The organism is uncultured Mesonia sp., from assembly GCA_947499595.1.
GTDB lineage: Bacteria > Bacteroidota > Bacteroidia > Flavobacteriales > Flavobacteriaceae > Mesonia > Mesonia sediminis.
The window spans coordinates 40,867-59,291 of sequence record CANMOY010000006.1 but is presented as its reverse complement, the minus strand read 5'-3'; the positions used below and the strand labels follow the sequence as shown (position 1 = coordinate 59,291).

Here is an 18,425-nt window from a genome sequence, read left to right as displayed (position 1 = left end):
TAAGTGGAATAGCAATTCTGTGGAGCGGAATTTTTGCTTCACTCGAACTATTTGAATATTATAATATATCAATAAAGAAGAATACGGAATTCTATCCTTTTAGAGGTGAAGGACCTGTTCCTTACTATTATAAAAGCGCGAAACTTTATTCTATGATAAATTTAAGTTATGGAATATTATTCGGTGTACTTTTCATTTTAATTCTTGTAAATTTAAAAATTCAGAAAATTAATGTAAAAGTTTTATTCGGCCTATTTTGCGTTCTGATTATAATACAAATTTCACAAAGCAACTTCTAAAAAATAAATAGAATTTAGAGCTTAAATAGATGAAGGACAAACTCAACGAATTAATGACGGAATATCCATTTTACATAGGGAGCTTATGTTTGATTTTAGGAGTTTCATTTTTAATTTATAAAATCAACAAAAAACATTCTTTTAAAATGAAAGACTTTAACGTGATAACTTGGAAATTAATGGTTGAGACTTGGGCTTTTACTCTGATGTTAATAATGCTGGGGCTTACATTGATATTTATGGATTAAAAAGACGTGTTACAACAACGACGCATATAAAAAATTGCTGTGTCTGTATTAGCTCAAAATTTTTTACTTTTAAAAAAGCAAAAGTTGCGGCGGACAAGTCCGCGCATTTCAACCGCAAAGCATCCTATACAAAACCGCTACCATTCATTATAAAAAATTAAATATGAAAACTAAATCATTAAAAATTAAAAAGCCTTGCAGCGAAAAATGGGAAAATATGAACCCTAATGAAAAAGGTGGTTTTTGTGATTTATGTTCAAAAAATGTAATTGATTTCACCCAATTGAACCAATTTGAAATATCTGATAAAATTAAAAAAGCAAACGGTAATATTTGTGCAAGAGTAACTCAGAGACAATTGAATATGCCATTATTGGACTTTGAGCCAAAAAAAAATTACAATTTACCTTCTTCTCATATAGCAATAGGTTTAATGCTTGCTACCTCATTATCTATTGGCCAACCTTTAAATGCAGAAAATGCTAAGCCAAGAACTGAGTTGGTGCAGTCAACAGATTCCCTTTTGAAATCAAAAAGAATTTCTTCCACAAAAAAGCCAAATAAGCTTAAACCTAATGACTCAACCCATTTTAAAGGCAAGGTTATATCTGATAAAAATGGAAATCCAATAATCAATGCAAAAATTAGTTTTGTTACACTTGAGAAGATATTAACTACCTATTCAGATAAAAAAGGAAATTTTTCTATTAAAATCCCAAACGCGCTAATAAAAGATCAGAATGTTATAAAAGTTTCATTCGATCAGAATAACACCCAGTTTGAAACCACAGATTTAATCTTATCAAAGAAAAATATTTCAGAGAATCAAGAAATTAAAATTAAAAATTCATACGTAATTTTGGGACGAGTTTCTTGTTCCTACGATAAATATGAAGCGATATTTATTTTTGAAAATAAAGAAATGACATTAGATGAGTTTTTAAAAAAGCTAAAGTCTGAAGAATTAAATCATTTAAATGATAAATTTCATTTTTATTACTTCGAACCTAAATTTGCGAAAATTTTATATCCAAATAATTCCGAAAATGGAATATACCTTTTGAAAAGAAAAGAAAATTAGAAAACGAAGTCAACAACGCATATCTTCAACTGTGGCTCTGTGTCCTTCGGGCACAAGCGTTTAAGCATCTACGGCAGTTCTTTTTACTATCTTAAGTTCTAAATTCCTACAAAAGAATGATATACAAGATACTTGGTAAAAACATAAAGCACGAACTTTACTTGAAATAGGTTGACTAAAAATTAAACCTAGGATTTGTAATAGGGGAGTCAAAAACATAATTGTCTTAGCTTTGATATAAGAATTTTCATACAGACAATTTTTAGTAAAAATAAAATCAACTGCCCTTATTATTGTAAATTACTAATCAATCTATTAATATAGTATGGCTAATCAACTTATTGTTTATAAACCAAGTCTCGATATGAAAAAAATACTCTTTATTATAAGCTTCTTCAGCCTCGGCGTTTGGGGGCAGAACAATGATAAACCAAAAGTTTTCTACAACCTAAACGATGAGGAGATAGGTTGGCAAGCTTATTTTAAACTAAAAGAAGAGACCAATAGTTTAAACCAAATTACGGCGACCGATTCGACTATGCAGTATCGCTTGATTCGGAGAGAGAATACCGGCACTTTACAACCTTCTACCTTTTTGCAATTGAAGCAGTATTTATCCGCTTTAAGCGGAAAAGAAATCCGTGAAAACGAAAATATAGTCATCAATTACCTTAGTCGATATCCCGAAAAGAATCAACCAACAGGTCATTCTAGTCGATCAAAATGGAATATCTACCATAAGAATTATTTAAAGAAATTGCATCAACTTGCGCCAATAAAGCAATTTTGGATGCACTCCCCCACTATTAAAACTTTAGACTACCACCACGCCAATCGTTTAAATTGGTTAGCCGATGAGAAAGATGCGCTTTTTATTTTATTCCTTAAGAAAACTGTGGCCCTCGGCAATTATATTTTGATAAAACCCGATGGCCGCTACTATTACTATTTAGGGGAGTACGGGAAAGACCATGTGCTGCGGCAGGGCGAAGATTTTTTTAAACTTGATTAAAAAAGAATTATACTCGGGCCGTCGGTTTTATTTGTCAAGCAAAAAACCTATATTTCAACCACTAGCAGTGATAAGGCTAAATGCCAAAGAAACAGTCTAAAGCTTTACTCGATGAAAAACGAAAGAACACAGCACTCATCCAATACAGCAGCGGCTAAGCTACCAGCTTATTTAAAGCAAGCTTTGCAAGGAGTAAGGCAGGCTTTTGAACAAGAAGAACCTATAAACTTTAGCATCATAGAAGCCAAGGATAAAGGCTTTAGCATAAAAGTGAACGGCTTGTTTGCCTTTGTTAGCTTTGGTCATTTTGCTTGGTCTTACCCCAATATTAAATTCTGGCACAATGCCTCTCGTCATTTAGTGGGTCATAGCTTTAGCGGAAGTATTCACAGCCTTCAAGAAAATCCAGTTGGTATTTTAATCGATGCCAAATCTTCTTCTTTTGAGCCGGCACCGCTAGCCTTGCATTCCTCCTATCGGGCAGTGGCTTTACAAAAGTCAAAATATGGTATTTTTGCCGACCTAGGCGTTCACTTTAATTGGCAATACGGTTCGTTATTGGGTTTAATTCATCAATCCAATATGCAAGATGAAAATCAATGGGAAGCTGTACAGGAGGGTGAAATTATTTCCACCCAATTTATGGGATACAATGAGAAGCAACAACTTATATTGGGCGATAACCTAGAACGCCCTAAGTGACTAAAAGGTGTGATACCAAATGGACTGAGAATTTTCAGGAAGTACAGGGTTCAAAGCCTAAGCAGCACCGACCTGCCTATTATGTTTTAAGAAAATACCCCAGTAAGATTAATAGGAAGAGTGCATTTTATTGACAAGCCAAACCAACGATCAAAAGATACTTTAAACAGTTGCAAGATGGTGAGTGCATAGCCTGCGAAGTGGTGGGCATCAAAAGAAAAGGGGTGGTTGCTTACTAATTTCACGTAAATTTAACTACCCACAATCAACAGCGACAAAATGCCAATAGAAAACATACCTGAAATTTATTTTGATGTAAAGCAGAACAAGCGGGATTTGTTTGTTTACGATTTTAAAATCTGCAAGACATAGGTTTTACGCAAAACCGTATACGAGTAAGCACGCCAAATTCCATCTACTGGCTTTTAGCTTATTAAATAAAATTATGATTTTAACCAACTTTAAAACGCTTTTCTTCTTTAAATTTTTTGATATATTTGCCTCGAAAATCTTAAAAAGCCGCGATAAATTTAAGACAATCTAAATATTTAACAATCAAATCGTAAAAGGGTTAAAATGAAAAGCTTAAATTTTTTTTTGATCTTAAGTAATACTAAATCTGGACGTTAAAAACCAAAATAGACCAAACCCACTCTAAAAGAGTATTTTAAATAACCATTAAATTTTAAAAAATGATTAAAAAATCACTAAAAATGATGTCAGTTTTATTTGCTGCGTCAATGTTGCTTACTTCTTGTTATTCGTATACCAGCGTTGTAGGCGAAGGAGCTCAGGGATCTAACGAAACCACTAAATGGAACCACTACGTGGTTTATGGTCTTGCCCCTGTAGGAGTTTCTGATTCTAAGCAAATGGCTAATGGTGCCGAAAATTACACGGTACATACCCGACAGTCTTTTGTAAATGGCTTAGTTTCTGCACTAACTTTTGGAATCTACACGCCAACTACCACTACGGTAACCAAATAATCTTTAAATTGGGAGTTCGCTGTTTTTAGCAAACTCCCATTTGTCTCCATATATGAGAAAAGTAATCTTTTACATTGCACTAGCCTTAAGCCTCGTGCTATTGCTCAATATTTTAAAAATTTTTATTACTGATTTTAGCCGACTTACTTCTTATGGCTATGGTTATCTGGCGGGAAAAATTGTATTATTCATCCTATTTGGCGCACTGGTGTACCGCACTAGAAAAACCAAATCTCCCATTAAAAAGGAATCTAATCCTTAGTACATTTATGATCGTGTCTTTGTGTTACTAAACAAGCCTTATAGGTAAGTATCAAACACTATTAACATTCGCGCTTAGTTCTATTTCTCGATAGTACCCCAAACATTCCTTTCAAGCCATTTCAATTACTACTATTGTTTGCATATTTTAATTTGATATATTGTTTTAAAACTATATTCCTTTTACGCTGATTCATTGCCTGCCGGTGCTATGCGATTGCATCGCGTTCACCTTGCCTTATAACCAAAACTAGTCTCAACAAGTTAATACTGCACCTATTTTATTTACATCGCAATTAACTGCTAGCGCTTTATCCAATAAAATATGCTATAAAAAGTGTATATTTGAGTGGATATAACGAGTTGGCAACAAGCTAAAAAAACATCGAACTTCAAACAAAAAACACGTAATCATTTTCATATATCGAGATTTATCAATATGTTTGTAGTATGAATTTGAAAACGGCAACAGAAATTGGTAAATGTTTATCGAACCAAATCAGGTTTCAGATATTGGAATGGCTGAAAGAACCAGAAAAACACTTTCCACCACACGAAACATTAAAACACTTCAATGATGGTGTTTGCGTTACCTATATTCAAGAAAAAACGGAGTTATCTCAATCGACTATTTCAACATATTTGACCAATATGGAAAAATGTGGACTTTTAATTTCAACAAGACACGGAAAATGGTCGTATTTAAAAAGGAACGAAGAGACTATTAAACAGTTTACGGATTTTCTAACATAAAAAAATTTGATATTACATATCGACATTTCGCAATATGACAAACTATGACATTATTAATTGACATATTAGGTTGGTCAGGTTCAGGATTGATAATCCTTGCCTATGCCCTAACTCTAATCGAAAACAAAAAATATTTGCACTATGGCAAGTATTTAAATTTGCTTGGAGGACTTTTAATAGCCATAAACTGTTATTACTATAGTGCAATTCCACCATTTGCAACTAATCTACTTTGGAGTGTCATTGCAACTTTAACGATATATAAGTCAAGAAATAAAAAAGAGAAATGTAACAAGACTAAATGTTTAACTTAAAAATAAAACAATGAAAATTTTAATAATTGGAGGAAATGGAACAATAGGAAAAAAAGTTGTTTCGCATTTTAAACAAAAAAATGAAATTTTAATCGGTGGACGAACCAATGGAGATGTGACTGTTGACATTGCTGATAGTAGCTCGATAAAGTCAATGTTTGAAAAAATTGGAAAACTGGACGCTATAATTTGTATCGCTGGAGAAGCAAAATGGGACGATTTCAATAAACTTTCTGAAGACGATTATTATATCGGACTAAAAAGTAAACTAATGGGACAAGTTAATCTTGTACGTATTGGACAGAATTATTTAAATTCAAATGGTTCCATAACTCTATCCACAGGAATTTTAGCAGATGACCCAGTTGTAAAAACAACGAGTGCTGCTATGGTAAATGGCGGAATTCATAGTTTTGTTCAAGCTGTTGCACTCGAAATTGAAAACGGAATTAGAGTAAATGTGGTTTCTTCTGGAATGGTGGAAGATGCTTATAAAAAATACAAAGACTATTTCCCAGGGCACAATCCAATACCAATGAAAAAAGTAATTAACGGATATGTAAGAAGTGTAAACGGAAAAGGAAATGGAGAAATAATTAGAATTTACGACTGAAAAAAAGCCAGTTGCCAACATCGTATAAAATTAATTGCTTGGTTAAAGCCTACTTACGAAAGTCCTAGCGGACTTTCTATCTGTGATTTATTTGCTAACTTTAGTGCTTAAATCACGCAACTAATCTTAAACAAACTCGTTACCTGCAATATCAAAAAAAACGTAAAGATTGAAGAATGAAAAAAATTGTCGATAATCAAGAACTCGAATTAGTCTATAAAAAAGGCAATGGAGCTTGGACATACCATATCGTTATACCAAATACAGCCGACATAGAAGGAACTTGGGGTTCGCTAAAAGTCACTGGTTTGCTTGATGATTACGAGTTGAAAGAAATGAATTTGGCACCAAGAAAGGAAGAAGATAAAATGATTTCAATAAACGAAGAAATTAGAAATGCAATCGGTAAAAGCGGCGGTGATAAAGTTACCGTAACTTTATATCTTCATACACACAACAGAATCAATGACAATTCGGAAATTACCAAATGTTTTGAAGACGCAGGCGTAAAAGATTCTTTCAAATCATTGAATAAAGATGAACAAAAAGAAATCATAGATGATATCATTTCAAAAACTACAGAGGCCGAGCAAATTGAACAAATAAACCACCATATCAATCTGTTACTTAATCAGAAGAACTAAAACGGCAATGGCAAAGAAGAATCTCGAAAAAATTTATGAAATATTAAGTGAAGAATATAATGTATTTGCTGAAACCGATAACGAATGGGATAATAATGGATTGAACAGTACGGATTTCAAAAGTCTTGTTTCAGTAATGCTATCGGCAATGACACATACAAAGCGAGTAGTTAGAGCCTGTAACGCGCTATATGAAAAAGCTACTACACCAGAACAAATCATCGCTTTGACAGATGACGAATTAACCGAAATGATAAGACCGGTTGCTCATTACAATAAAAAAACAAAACATTTAAAAGAATTATGTAGACAGGTAATCGAGGAATTCGATGGCGAGGTACCAAAAACCAAAAAAGAATTGATGTCTCTTCAAGGAGTTGGACGCAAAACAGCTGACATACTTATGAACTTCAATTTCGGTGGAGAGACAATAGCTGTTGACACTCACGTACATCGCCTTTTAAACCGTTTGGGCATAGTAGAAACTAAGAGTAGTAAAGAAACAGCAGATATAATAAACGATATTACACCGAAAAAGTATAAAAAGCACGCTCACGAATGGCTTATACAGCACGGTGGTAATATTTGTATATCACGAAAACCAAAGTGCCGAGAATGTGTTGTTTACGAACTATGCGAATATGATGAAAAAACAAGTTGACTAAAACAGCGGAAAGAATACTGCAGGTAACACCGTATATAGCTCATAACTAGTTAGTTGTTTAACCAAATAAGGCATATTTGGAAAGTCGCCAAATTTTTAAATTTGACGATTTCCAGTAAAAAAGATAAATAGTAAAATTTAAAAATCTGGCTTGTGTCCAACCGAAAAATAATCGCTAATTTACACGCTACTTGCCATACCAGAAACCGTTGGCAACAAGCTGAAAAATTCGTTAAACCAAGAAAGATATTGATTGAATTTGATAATTTAATATCTTTGATAAAAAGAAACTCGAAATGAATATTGAAGCTCGAAAAATAGAATTTATTCAAGAATTCCTAAAACTTCAAAGCGAGGAAACAATTTCCAAACTTGAGAAAATATTGAAAAAGGAAAAAGACACTTCTGACGAAAGGCTTTTTAAGCCTATGACCATTGATGAGTTAAACAAGCGAATTGACAAATCGGAATCGGATTTCCAAAACAATCGATTTAAAACAAGTTCTGAACTTTTAGCCAAATACGAATAATGAACTTTAAAATTATTTGGTCAGACTTTTCGGAAACTCAACTTGACGAAATTTATGAATATTACAAAAAGGAAGCAAGTTTAAAAGTTGCTACCAAAATCGTAACTGGAATAATTAAAGAATCGGAAAAATTAATCAAAGCGTCCTTTATTGGACAAGAAGAAGAATTACTTAAAGATAGAGAAATTCAATATCGTTATTTGGTATTCAAAAACTACAAAGTGATATATTCGGTTGATGAATTAAACGGATTTATAAAAATTGCTGACGTTTATGATAAACGACAAAATCCACCAAAAATAAAACGAACAAAATAAAGCCTGATTGCCAACAAAGTACTGTGGTAAAAAACAAGTAAAATCGCATTAATTTTTCACTAAAGTACTTCTATGAGAATCATCATAAAGTAACCCTGATTTAGCAATAGCAAAAGCTTGTTTTAGTAGCTTATTGCATACTGCAATTAAAGCCAACTTTTTGCTCTTTCCTTTAGCCCCCCCGCTAGTGCGCGATTACATCGCGTTCACCTTGCCTTATCACCCAACTCAGAATCAATAGGCTAATGCTGCACCTCTCTTATATACACCTCAATTACCTGGTTGGGCTTTATCCAATAAAATATGGTATTAAAAGTCTATATTTGGTTTGATATAACGAGTTGTACTTAATTTGACCAAATCAAAATCTATGAACAATATATTAAAAAAAGTAACCTATTTAGTATTCATCATTTTACTTATCTCTTGTGGAACTAATAAAGGTATTACTAATACGAAAGTAAACACTTACCCAAATTCTAAATACAAGAAAAGCAGAACAGCTTACGCTGGAACCTTAAATAAAAATGAATACGATGAGCTGATTAAAAGATTGGAAATAGAATTAAAAACTACAATCCCTAATGACAAGTCAATTCTAATAAATTATAACCAAAAAGCACCGAATTGTACAAATGTTCGTTATAGTGAAAAAGACAACAAACAAGTAACTAATAATCGAATTAGAATCTCTTCAAGAATGAGTTCTAATTATAATGCAGTTGATTTCTTTGTTTATGCTAAAGATTCATTTAACAAAAAGATTTATGAACAAATGACTGAATTTATAATGGATTCAGGGTTTTTCTATGAAAATGTTTTTACAGAACATCAAAATTGCGCTGGATTTTTAATAATAAAACCAAACGGAGAATTTTACAAACAATACGGTGAAGATTATTATTCTGAAGTAAAAGCATTCTTTGAGAAAAAATAAAAAAACGACTATAGTTCATTGCGGCTGAATTCCTAATCGGAATTCATTGCAATGAGCTATCTTTCGGTCACGGCGGAAAATCATAGCTGATTTTCCGTAACGATCCATACACAAAAGCGTTTTGCACAAACAAAAACCAACACGTGTAAATAAAAAAATATCAACACGTGCTTAAAATTTATATTGTAACTTTGCATACAGAAACTTATTATTATGAACACAAAGTTGACATTAACAATAGAAAGAGAAATAATTGAACGGGCAAAAAACTATGCGAAAGAAAAAAATCGTAGCCTGTCTGATATTATCGAAAACTATTTAAAAATACTTACCAAAGAAGAACGGAAGGATAAAAGAAAAAAAATGAATCCAATCGTAGAGTCATTAAAAGGGTCGTTTAAAATGCCTAAGGATATGGATTATAAAAAAGAACTTAAAAATCGATTAGAAAAAAAATATTTATAAATGGATAAAGTTCTAATTGACACAGATGTCCTTCTTGATTTCTTTTTTGACAGAAAACCATTCGCAGAATATTCAGCTGAAATTCTTAATCTTTGTGCAGAAAAAGACATCAAAGGGTATACAACTCCAGTTATAATTTCTAATGTATATTACTTACTTAGAAAAACGGCTAAGCATAATATTATAGTTGAGAAGATCAAACAACTTCTAAATATAATTGACATTGTTAGCATGGATAAAAATGCTGTCCTAAATGCATTGAATTCTGAATTCAAAGATTTCGAGGATGCCTTACAGAATTTCTCGGCAATGGAAAACGGACAAATAAATATCATTCTAACAAGAAACTTAAAGGACTTTAAAAAAAGTGATCTAGCTATCTTTACCCCTGAAACGTATTTGAAAGGCAAAGCCAATGGCTAGCAACCGGTATAATTCATTACTTCTGATTTTCCTTTCGGAAAATTCTTGCGCTGAATTAAAGCCAGAAATTTTTTAGTAAATTAGTCGCTAAACCAACGAAATTATACACAAACACGTTGTGCCCCGCTAGTGCGCGGTTGCATCGCGTTCTCCTTGCCTTATCACCAAAACTAGTCTCAACAAGTTAATACTGCACCTATCTTATTTACATCGCAATTAACTGGTAGCGCTTTATCCAGTACAAAATTGTTTTAAAAGTGTATATTTGGGTTGATATAACGAGTTGTAATGCATTTGAGAAAAACAATGAAGAAAATAATAATCATACTTATTTTGATATTTAATTGTGGATTGATTTTCTCACAATCAGATAGTCTTAAAATGCGACAAATCGAAATAAAATCTGCTAAACTTAAGGAGCAGTCCAACAAAATACTCGAAAAGCGAAAATTTGAAACTGACAGTATAAAACACGAAGCAAAACTATACTCAAATAAAGTCTACGTGGAAAGTGAATTTAAAAATAGCGGAACTTATCTTGTTTCGGAATTATATTTTGAAAATGGGAAAATTCTCTTTGTAAAAATGGCTGAAAAAAGTCCTGATTTTAAAGACGAAGATGATGCGTGGAAATTTACAGAATTCTATTATGAAAATGGAAACTTGATTCTCGAAGATTATTATATCCAAATACCGAGTGTAATGGTTTGTGTTGGAATACCAATGGATAAAGACTGGCACGAATTATATGGTTATAACCGAAATCTAACAGATGAATTTTTAAAACAATTGACAATAACACTAATTGAAAAAACTCAATAAAAAAACGCATTACAACAACGGCTATAGTTCATTACGGCTGAAATTCCTAATCGGAATTTCAAGCCTTTTTGCTAAATTTATGGTTATGGCGGAATGATACTCGCGTACCATTCCGTAACGAAACCATAGCCAAAACCGTTGGCAACAAGCTAAAAATTTCACATCAAGATGAAACATAAACTATTATTTTTAATTGCAGTATCGTTTTTATTAATTTCTAATTTTAAAGTGAAAGCGCAAGAAATTAACTATGGAGTAAAAGCAGGTTTAAATTATTCAAACTTTGAAACTTCTAATACTGGTCGTTTCGATTTTGAATATAAGTTCTTTTACCACGCTGGAATTTATGCCGACGTTTCAATTAGTGAAAAAATTAAAATACAGCCTGAATTGTTATATTCAGCTCAAGGCTCGAAAGTATTTTTAGATGAAAGTGATTTAATTGGCGGCACAAATCCTGGAGATCCAGTAATTTCAGGTTCAAAATCCGAACTGAAATATTCATTTAATTACCTTTTATTACCGATAATGTTAAAATATAATTTTTACAAAGGATTTTTCGTTACTGGTGGACCTCAATTAGGATATTTAATTTCATCCAAACAAGAACTTATTGATAATTCTAATTCATATTATACTAATCATAATTTCAATGGGGATTTCAAAAAATTTACATTTGACTTTAACTTTGGTATAGGTTATGAATTTAATAACGGTATAAACGTTAATTTGAGGTATTCTTTAGGTTTAAATAATATAAACAAATCTGATTTCGTGGAATACAAAAATAGCGTATATCAATTTTCAATCGGTTATTCTATTTTAAATTAAAAAAGCCAGTTGCCAATCGAGTGGATGGCTCCGCCTTCAAATGACGGAGTGCACCCCTCACACCACCGTACGTGCGGGTCTCGCATACGGCGGTTCAATAATGAAACTCATCGGTTATAATATTCGATTAAACTAACATAACCCTTCAACTTTAATCGTTTTACGGTTATAGTGGTACGCAAAATAGGGCTCTGGGCTACTGCCCAACCTCCCATTCTGGTACGACTCCAGGCATAGGCTTGATCTGGATTTACACCCAATCGGATAAGATTTTTCCGTTTTCGTTCGGGCTTTTTCTCCCGAAGCTTCGGGACCAGATGCAGTACCGTAAACGGTTTCTTAGCCATTCTTACAGCTTTTTAAGCTTTCCTTGAATGGAGGCAGGTTTGAAGTAATTTATCCAGCCCCGCAGTAGCAGGTTGATCCGTTGGATACGTTCTTCAAAATTGGCAGGAATCGTCTTTTTGGTTAGATGTTTAAGTTTTGCCTTAAATTCTTTCCATTTCGATAATCCAGCCACCAGTTGATACTTACCTTTTTCCCCTTTCTTGTAGGTCGGCACAAAACCGAACCCCAGTACTTGAAAATCTAAAGGTTTACGTATACCACTTTTCTCCCTGTTTATGGGAAGTTGGAGCTTGTCCCGTAAGAACTTGTAGATGCTGTTGCCTACTCGTTTTGCAGCTTTCTTACTCCTGAGGTAAATACTGAAATCATCGGCATATCTTACATAACGATGTCCACGTTTTTCCAGTTCTTTATCCAGCTCGTTGAGCAGGATATTGGAAAGCAGCGGACTTAAGGGGGAACCTTGCGGTACTCCTTTTCTGCGTTTATGTAGTTTACCGTCAATCAGTATTGGCGCTCTAAGAAATGAGCGCAACAGTTTCATCGTTGGCTTGCTTTTTACCTTTTTATAAATCAACTCCAAAAGAATATAGTGTTCCACTTCATCAAAGAAACTCTTTAAGTCGATATCCACTATGTACTGATAACCGGAGTTAATATTTTCAAGGCTTTGGACAACAGCCCCGTGGGCGTTGCGCTTTGGTCTGAACCCATAACTATGCTTCTGAAAGCTTGGCTCGAATACAGGTTGCAAAACTTGTTGCAGTGCTTGTTGAAATACCCTGTCCACAACGGTGGGAATGCCGAGTAAACGTTTCTTCCCATTGCTTTTTGGTATTTCAACACCCAGTATTGGAGATACCTGATATTGCTCCCGTCCTATCTGTTGGATGTATCGCTTACCGTGCGTTTGTAGAATGGATTTCAGTTCTATTATTTGAACTGCATCTACTCCTGCTGCTCCTTTATTGCGGTACACCCGTCGATAGGCAGCATTTAGGTTCTTTTTACTTGTTAATTGTTTAATCATAAATCATTACAATCGATTCGCTGTCCCGCTTAATCAAGGGCTACTATCTTACTGGAACACTATCCGCAAGCGTAAGATTGCTCCCTCGTTTATTGAGGACCATTATCGTTCAGTCCTTCACCAACCTATCAGGCGGCTGGCTACTACGACTTCGGCTGACTTCTCCATATAGTTACACGTAACTTTAGAGACCTCCCCAGGTAAGAACATCTTCTTTCCCCTGATTCCTGCCAGATCTACTACTTCGGTGTTCATTTCGAAAGAAATGTTTAGGACATCACAATGATGTGCTTGCTCATCCAACCTTGTAGCCTCATATCTGGTTCCTGTTCGTCAGTACCAGGGTTTGTAGTCCTGCTTCCTTCACTTCCTGTCTCGCGACAGACAAGCTTGCAGCTTACTAATGGTTCAAGGCGTTACCCCTGCCCATAAGGGACTTGCACCCTATAGATTAATATCATATCTTCGATATAATAAAGATGCCCATGCTGGGCACACACACCGGCTATAGTTCATTGCTTCGGAATTTTCTGCCGAAAATTCCTTCCACTTTACTATCTTTGGTCTACGGCGGACAAATCCTGCGGATTTATCCGCAACGAAACCATAGCCAAACACGTTAGGCATAATTAAAAACAAACATTCGTCAATTGAATAAACAGACCGAAAATACCAAGTCAAGTTTGAGAAAAAAGGCTGATGAAGTCAAGGATTTGAGATGTAAAAATCTTATCGCAGTTCTCGAAGAACCGACTGACATAAAAAATATAGGAACTGTTGTGCGGAATATAAATGCACTTGGAGTTGAAAAGCTTTATATAGTTGATGGAAAGAAAAGATTACCAGAAAACTGGGAGGAAATGCGTGAACGAAAATCACTTTTAAAACCTTCCGTTTCCGCTATTAAATGGAGTTTTGTAAAAACATTTTCGAGCACGGAAGAATGTATTGAACATTTAGAAAAAAAACGTTTCATATCAATTGCTACTTCACCGCATACGAAAGAAAAAACCAATCTTTACTTACAAAATGGAGATTATACGCAAAAGAGATTAGCAGTTTGGTTCGGAAACGAAGCTCGTGGAATTAGCGATTTGGCAGTTAAAAATTGTAAAGCTTGTGTGCAAATTCAAATGGCTGGAATAATTGAAAGTATGAACCTTGCGACAAGTACTGGAATTGTACTTTATGAAATAACAAAACAGCGGAGAGAATATCAAGCTGAAAACAAAAGAGGGCGGAAAAATGACCCTGAAATCATAGCGGAATAATAACTATGCCTAATAACTAAGCGTTCCCCAATGAAAAATCGGGGCAAGCTGTGTGGCCGGTACAGCCTGTCCCGACTTCTTTTTTCGGGAGCCTAACATGAACGCCGTGTTGACTAACCCGGCTGTTTGTCGGTTGGTACTATGAGGATTAACCTATTGCTGTGCTGCTCCTTTAGAGATGATTAGCAACATTTCTTTTCTTAGCGGTAGACTTAGGATACCCAAAAACTTATAAATTGCACCTCTTTGCGTATTGAATGGTTTATTGCTATCCCCGCTAGTGCGCGATTGCATCGCGTTCTCCTTGCCTTATAAACCAAAGTAGCCTGTACGGGAAAATATTGACCCTTCCAGATTTTATCCCTAATAACCGAGTTAGGCTTTATCCAGTACAAAATTGTTTTAAAAGTGTATATTTGGGTTGATATAACGAGTTGTGCAAAATATCGAGCAACAAATAGAAAACGTTAACTAAAAAAAAGATATGATAGCTAAATTAGAAAATGATATTTTGAATGTCTATAACGAGGAAAACAATTTAATTGGTGGAATTAAAACACAACCGAATTTTAAAAATACGGAAATTAAAATCGGAGAAAACAAATACGAACTATATCGCGATAAATGGAATACCGAAATTTCCGAAAATGGTAAAGTTATTTATAATTTGAAAATGAACTCTTTTTCAGGAAATGCAGAGATTTTAGAAACAGGAAATAAAATAACAGGTGTTTTTGGATTAAAATGGGGGACAAAAATGGTTGATAAAGAAAAAAATACTCTTTTGAAAATCAGAAATGAGAACCAAATTGTAAATACGAACAAATACGAAATTGAAATAACAAACAAGAAAGTTACGGATTTAGAAATTCTTACAACTTTATATGGACATTTATATGGTTCGAATATGAAACTCAAAGCTGTAATAATTGGAGCAGTTGTGGTTGGAATAATTGCGGTTGGAATTATAAATTAAAAAATACTTTGCCTAATAACTAAGCGTTCGTGTGGCCGGTACAGCCTGTCCCGACTTCTTTTTTCGGGAGCCTAACATGAACGCCGTGTTGACTAACCCAGCTGTTTTTCGGTTGGTACTATGGGGATTAATCTATTGCTGTGCTGCCCTTTTAGAGATGATTAGCAACATGTCTTTTCTTAGCGGTAGATTAGGATACCCAAAAAGCTTATAAAATGCAACTCTTTGCGTATTGAATGGTTTATTGCTATCCCCGCTAGTGCGCGGTTGCATCGCGTTCACCTTGCCTTATAAACCAAAGCAGCCTGTACGGGAAAATATTGACCCTTCCAGATTTTATCCCTAATAACCGAGTTAGGCTTTATCCAGTACAAAATTGTTTTAAAAGTGTATATTTGAGTGGATATAACGAGTTGTAGCCAATTAAAACCAAGCATTTCGATAAAATGAAAATATTCGAAACCGAAAGACTAATTATTAAAAGTTTAGAAAAAGCGGATAAGGAATATTTCGCTGAACTTTTTACTGACACAAAAATATTGGAATTAATACCCCAAAAAGCATTTACTGAAGACCAAATAACAGATAGATTTAACAAAAGTCTGAATTTGGAATTGAATGATTTAAAAGACCAAAAACGTGCTTGTGGTATATATGAAAAAGGGAAATCTGAAATGATTGGACTTGCTCTATTTCTAATTAACGAGGATGGCGAAAAGGAATTAGGATACCGATTCAGAACGAATTATTGGGGAAAAGGATACGGAACAGAAACTACGAAAGGAATGTTAGAATATTATTTTAAAAAAATGAACGTAGAAAAAGTAATGGCTGATGTAAATATTGCGAATATTGGTTCGGTTAAAATATTAAATAAGTTTATGGAACCTGTGAGCGAATTTTTTAACGAAAGAGATAATTGTACTGATAGAAGATATGAACTCTGGAAAAATAACTGGCTACAACAACGTATATAGCTCATAGCTAGTGAGTTGCTTAATCGAAGTTAAGGCATATTTGGAAAGTCGCCAAATTTTTAAATTTGACGATTTTCCAATAAAAAAGATAAATAGCAAAATTTAAAAATCTGGCTTGTGGCTCAACCGAAAATAATCGCTAATTTGCACGCTACGAGCCATATACAAACACGTTGGGTACAATTTCTGAAACAACAAAATGGATTTAATATTAAACATTCTGACATTTGGAATTAAACCTCTTTATGAGAAACATAATTCGTTTTACGAAATATTAGTTGAGTTCAGAAATAAATTACCTAGAAAACAAAACGAAGCTCGTAAATTAACAGAAAAAGATGTTGAAAATAATATTATGTTGAGAGGAATTTCAAAAACAATGACTGTTATTGACTTGTCTACTCAAAAAATTAGTTTGACCGAATCTGACATTGATGAATTCTATAACAAACTGAATAGTTTCAATTATGATTTTATATTATTCAAAAAATATTATATCTCTATTGTTAAAAACTTGAATAGATTTAATCCCAAAGCTGAAAATACAAATTTCGATTTAGCGATTTTAAAAGAGCTACTGGAAGAAAAGGAATCAAAACCTCTAAGACCAATTCCAATATTAATTTTTCATTTAAAATATAAATACAAATTGACATCTTGGATTTTTAAATTAAAGAAATAGGAATAAAAACTGTACACAGCAACTAAGCGTTCGTGTGGCCGGTACAGCCTGTCCCGACTTCTTTTTTCGGGAGCCTAACATGAACGCCGTGTTGACTAATCCGGCTGTTTGTCGGTTGGTACTATGGGGATTAATCTATTGCTGTGCTGCTCCTTTAGAGATGATTAGCAACATTTCTTTTCTTAGCGGTAGACTTAGGATACCCAAAAACTTATAAATTGCACCTCTTTGCGTATTGAATGGTTTATTGCTATCCCCGCTAGTGCGCGATTGCATCGCGTTCTCCTTGCCTTATCACCAAAACTAGCCTCAACAAGTTAATACTGAACCCATCTTATTTACACCGCAATTAACTGGTAGCGCTTTACCTAATAAAAAATGCTATTAAAAGTGTATATTTGAGTGGATATAACGAGTTGGCGATAATTTAAACAATGACACAACAAGAACAAATATTTGGAAAAGAAGCTTGGGATAAAGCAATACAAAGTTTTGGGAAATCATATATTTTTAGTCAACGGACAGTTTTTTACAATAACTGGATAAGGTTTTTGACAATTTTAGGGATAATTGTTCCCGTGTTTATTGGAGCGACAGCATCTGGTTATGGAATTGATTCAGATATATTAAAATGGACAATCAATATCTCTATTCCACTTACAATATTGCAGCTAGTAATATCAGTATTTTCAATTGTAAATAGATGGAGTGAAAATTTTTCTTATTCTATTGAGGCTACAAATGATTACGCAAACTTATCAGAAGAATTTAAAAAGTTAGGAAAAAATCCACCATCAGATTTAAAATTATTAGAACATAAAATAGATATTCTTAATACAAAATACAATCTCCGAAATGATCAAGATTCGAAATTTCAGATCAAAGAGTTAGAAAGACGAAAAGGAATGAGATATGCATTACGTGAATTCCAAAGAACTTGTATCGGATGCAAAGAAGTTCCTCTATCTCTAGATTCAACAGATTGTGAAGTATGTGGAAATTATGAAAAAAGTTTAATCAATAAATTATTATTCAATGGATGAGAAAGTAAAAAGGCTACTAAAAGTTTATTCAGAATTAGATTGGGATAGTAGAAAAGAAGTTAGAGACTTCATATTAGATTTTGAAAAAAAGGAATATTCAGAAAAAAGAGAAATAAATGAATCCTTTAAAAGAAGTTTAGGACCAATGATGACGGACACTTGTCCATATTGTGGGAAATAGTCGTGTAGGTAA

General features: G+C 33.7%; 23 protein-coding genes and 2 pseudogenes. 23 read left to right on the top strand and 2 right to left on the bottom strand.

The window, feature by feature from the left end; translation table 11 throughout:
- Positions 1 to 710: 710 nt before the first annotated feature.
- The 12 genes from ACH2AZ_RS08525 to ACH2AZ_RS08470 all read left to right on the top strand — a co-directional run bounded on the left by ACH2AZ_RS08525 (position 711) and on the right by ACH2AZ_RS08470 (position 8,427).
- Entirely contained in the window at positions 711 to 1,628 is a 918-nt protein-coding gene (locus tag ACH2AZ_RS08525; protein WP_394907501.1) for a hypothetical protein, read from the top strand.
- A 364-nt stretch (positions 1,629 to 1,992) separates the two neighbouring features.
- A complete protein-coding gene (locus tag ACH2AZ_RS08520; RefSeq protein WP_394907500.1) occupies positions 1,993 to 2,640 on the top strand; it encodes a hypothetical protein in 648 nt (215 codons plus the stop codon).
- A 111-nt stretch (positions 2,641 to 2,751) separates the two neighbouring features.
- Positions 2,752 to 3,342 (top strand): hypothetical protein, encoded by a 591-nt coding sequence (locus ACH2AZ_RS08515; RefSeq protein ID WP_394907499.1) that lies wholly within the window; start codon positions 2,752 to 2,754, stop codon positions 3,340 to 3,342.
- A 692-nt stretch (positions 3,343 to 4,034) separates the two neighbouring features.
- Positions 4,035 to 4,331: a Bor family protein gene (locus ACH2AZ_RS08510; RefSeq protein WP_394907498.1), complete on the top strand. Its 297-nt coding sequence runs from the start codon at positions 4,035 to 4,037 to the stop codon at positions 4,329 to 4,331.
- A gap of 52 nt (positions 4,332 to 4,383) precedes the next feature.
- Positions 4,384 to 4,593 carry a hypothetical protein gene (locus ACH2AZ_RS08505; protein WP_394907497.1) on the top strand — a complete coding sequence of 70 codons (210 nt, stop codon included), beginning with the start codon at positions 4,384 to 4,386 and terminating at the stop codon, positions 4,591 to 4,593.
- Between the two features lie 449 nt (positions 4,594 to 5,042).
- Positions 5,043 to 5,345: an ArsR/SmtB family transcription factor gene (locus tag ACH2AZ_RS08500; protein WP_394907496.1), complete on the top strand. Its 303-nt coding sequence runs from the start codon at positions 5,043 to 5,045 to the stop codon at positions 5,343 to 5,345.
- 44 nt (positions 5,346 to 5,389) lie between these two features.
- Positions 5,390 to 5,659: a hypothetical protein gene (locus ACH2AZ_RS08495; RefSeq protein WP_279450129.1), complete on the top strand. Its 270-nt coding sequence runs from the start codon at positions 5,390 to 5,392 to the stop codon at positions 5,657 to 5,659.
- A 10-nt stretch (positions 5,660 to 5,669) separates the two neighbouring features.
- Positions 5,670 to 6,272, top strand: a complete 603-nt coding sequence (locus tag ACH2AZ_RS08490) for a short chain dehydrogenase (RefSeq protein ID WP_394907495.1) — start codon at positions 5,670 to 5,672, stop codon at positions 6,270 to 6,272.
- A 176-nt stretch (positions 6,273 to 6,448) separates the two neighbouring features.
- Positions 6,449 to 6,916, top strand: a complete 468-nt coding sequence (locus ACH2AZ_RS08485; RefSeq protein WP_394907494.1) for a DUF1905 domain-containing protein — start codon at positions 6,449 to 6,451, stop codon at positions 6,914 to 6,916.
- A 7-nt stretch (positions 6,917 to 6,923) separates the two neighbouring features.
- Positions 6,924 to 7,577: an endonuclease III domain-containing protein gene (gene nth / locus ACH2AZ_RS08480; protein WP_394907493.1), complete on the top strand. Its 654-nt coding sequence runs from the start codon at positions 6,924 to 6,926 to the stop codon at positions 7,575 to 7,577.
- 299 nt (positions 7,578 to 7,876) lie between these two features.
- Positions 7,877 to 8,110 carry a hypothetical protein gene (locus ACH2AZ_RS08475; RefSeq protein ID WP_394907492.1) on the top strand — a complete coding sequence of 78 codons (234 nt, stop codon included), beginning with the start codon at positions 7,877 to 7,879 and terminating at the stop codon, positions 8,108 to 8,110.
- A complete protein-coding gene (locus tag ACH2AZ_RS08470; protein WP_394907491.1) occupies positions 8,110 to 8,427 on the top strand; it encodes a type II toxin-antitoxin system RelE/ParE family toxin in 318 nt (105 codons plus the stop codon). The genes ACH2AZ_RS08475 and ACH2AZ_RS08470 overlap by 1 nt, the downstream gene beginning before the upstream one ends.
- Before the next feature lie 48 nt (positions 8,428 to 8,475).
- Here ACH2AZ_RS08470 and ACH2AZ_RS08465 read toward each other — a convergent pair.
- Positions 8,476 to 8,604: pseudogene (locus tag ACH2AZ_RS08465) on the bottom strand (IS110 family transposase); the annotation flags it as partial.
- Positions 8,605 to 8,797: 193 nt separating this feature from the next.
- Here ACH2AZ_RS08465 and ACH2AZ_RS08460 point away from each other — a divergent pair.
- From ACH2AZ_RS08460 to ACH2AZ_RS08440, 5 genes are all read left to right on the top strand, one after another.
- Positions 8,798 to 9,364, top strand: coding sequence for a hypothetical protein (locus ACH2AZ_RS08460; protein ID WP_394907490.1), 567 nt, complete (start codon positions 8,798 to 8,800; stop codon positions 9,362 to 9,364).
- Between the two features lie 213 nt (positions 9,365 to 9,577).
- The gene (locus tag ACH2AZ_RS08455) at positions 9,578 to 9,829 is read left to right on the top strand and encodes a DUF6364 family protein (RefSeq protein ID WP_394907489.1); all 252 of its coding nucleotides are present in this window, start codon (positions 9,578 to 9,580) and stop codon (positions 9,827 to 9,829) included.
- Entirely contained in the window at positions 9,830 to 10,252 is a 423-nt protein-coding gene (locus tag ACH2AZ_RS08450; protein ID WP_394907488.1) for a type II toxin-antitoxin system VapC family toxin, read from the top strand. It abuts the gene before it with no gap.
- Positions 10,253 to 10,558: 306 nt separating this feature from the next.
- Positions 10,559 to 11,074 (top strand): hypothetical protein, encoded by a 516-nt coding sequence (locus tag ACH2AZ_RS08445; protein WP_394907487.1) that lies wholly within the window; start codon positions 10,559 to 10,561, stop codon positions 11,072 to 11,074.
- Between the two features lie 168 nt (positions 11,075 to 11,242).
- Positions 11,243 to 11,905: a porin family protein gene (locus ACH2AZ_RS08440; protein WP_394907486.1), complete on the top strand. Its 663-nt coding sequence runs from the start codon at positions 11,243 to 11,245 to the stop codon at positions 11,903 to 11,905.
- A 107-nt stretch (positions 11,906 to 12,012) separates the two neighbouring features.
- On the opposite strand, the pseudogene ltrA reads toward ACH2AZ_RS08440, so the two are convergent.
- A pseudogene (gene ltrA / locus ACH2AZ_RS08435) lies at positions 12,013 to 13,283 on the bottom strand (group II intron reverse transcriptase/maturase).
- 650 nt (positions 13,284 to 13,933) lie between these two features.
- Here ltrA and ACH2AZ_RS08430 point away from each other — a divergent pair.
- The 6 genes from ACH2AZ_RS08430 to ACH2AZ_RS08405 all read left to right on the top strand — a co-directional run bounded on the left by ACH2AZ_RS08430 (position 13,934) and on the right by ACH2AZ_RS08405 (position 18,413).
- Positions 13,934 to 14,554 (top strand): TrmH family RNA methyltransferase, encoded by a 621-nt coding sequence (locus ACH2AZ_RS08430; RefSeq protein WP_394907485.1) that lies wholly within the window; start codon positions 13,934 to 13,936, stop codon positions 14,552 to 14,554.
- A 484-nt stretch (positions 14,555 to 15,038) separates the two neighbouring features.
- Positions 15,039 to 15,530, top strand: coding sequence for a hypothetical protein (locus tag ACH2AZ_RS08425; RefSeq protein WP_379043680.1), 492 nt, complete (start codon positions 15,039 to 15,041; stop codon positions 15,528 to 15,530).
- A 446-nt stretch (positions 15,531 to 15,976) separates the two neighbouring features.
- Positions 15,977 to 16,507, top strand: coding sequence for a GNAT family N-acetyltransferase (locus tag ACH2AZ_RS08420; RefSeq protein WP_394907484.1), 531 nt, complete (start codon positions 15,977 to 15,979; stop codon positions 16,505 to 16,507).
- 199 nt (positions 16,508 to 16,706) lie between these two features.
- Positions 16,707 to 17,189, top strand: a complete 483-nt coding sequence (locus ACH2AZ_RS08415; protein ID WP_394907483.1) for a hypothetical protein — start codon at positions 16,707 to 16,709, stop codon at positions 17,187 to 17,189.
- Between the two features lie 434 nt (positions 17,190 to 17,623).
- Complete coding sequence (locus ACH2AZ_RS08410; RefSeq protein ID WP_394907482.1) at positions 17,624 to 18,232, top strand: mobilome CxxCx(11)CxxC protein; 609 nt, start codon at positions 17,624 to 17,626, stop codon at positions 18,230 to 18,232.
- Positions 18,225 to 18,413 carry a hypothetical protein gene (locus ACH2AZ_RS08405; protein WP_394907481.1) on the top strand — a complete coding sequence of 63 codons (189 nt, stop codon included), beginning with the start codon at positions 18,225 to 18,227 and terminating at the stop codon, positions 18,411 to 18,413. Before ACH2AZ_RS08410 ends, ACH2AZ_RS08405 begins: the two co-directional genes overlap by 8 nt.
- Positions 18,414 to 18,425: the final 12 nt, after the last annotated feature.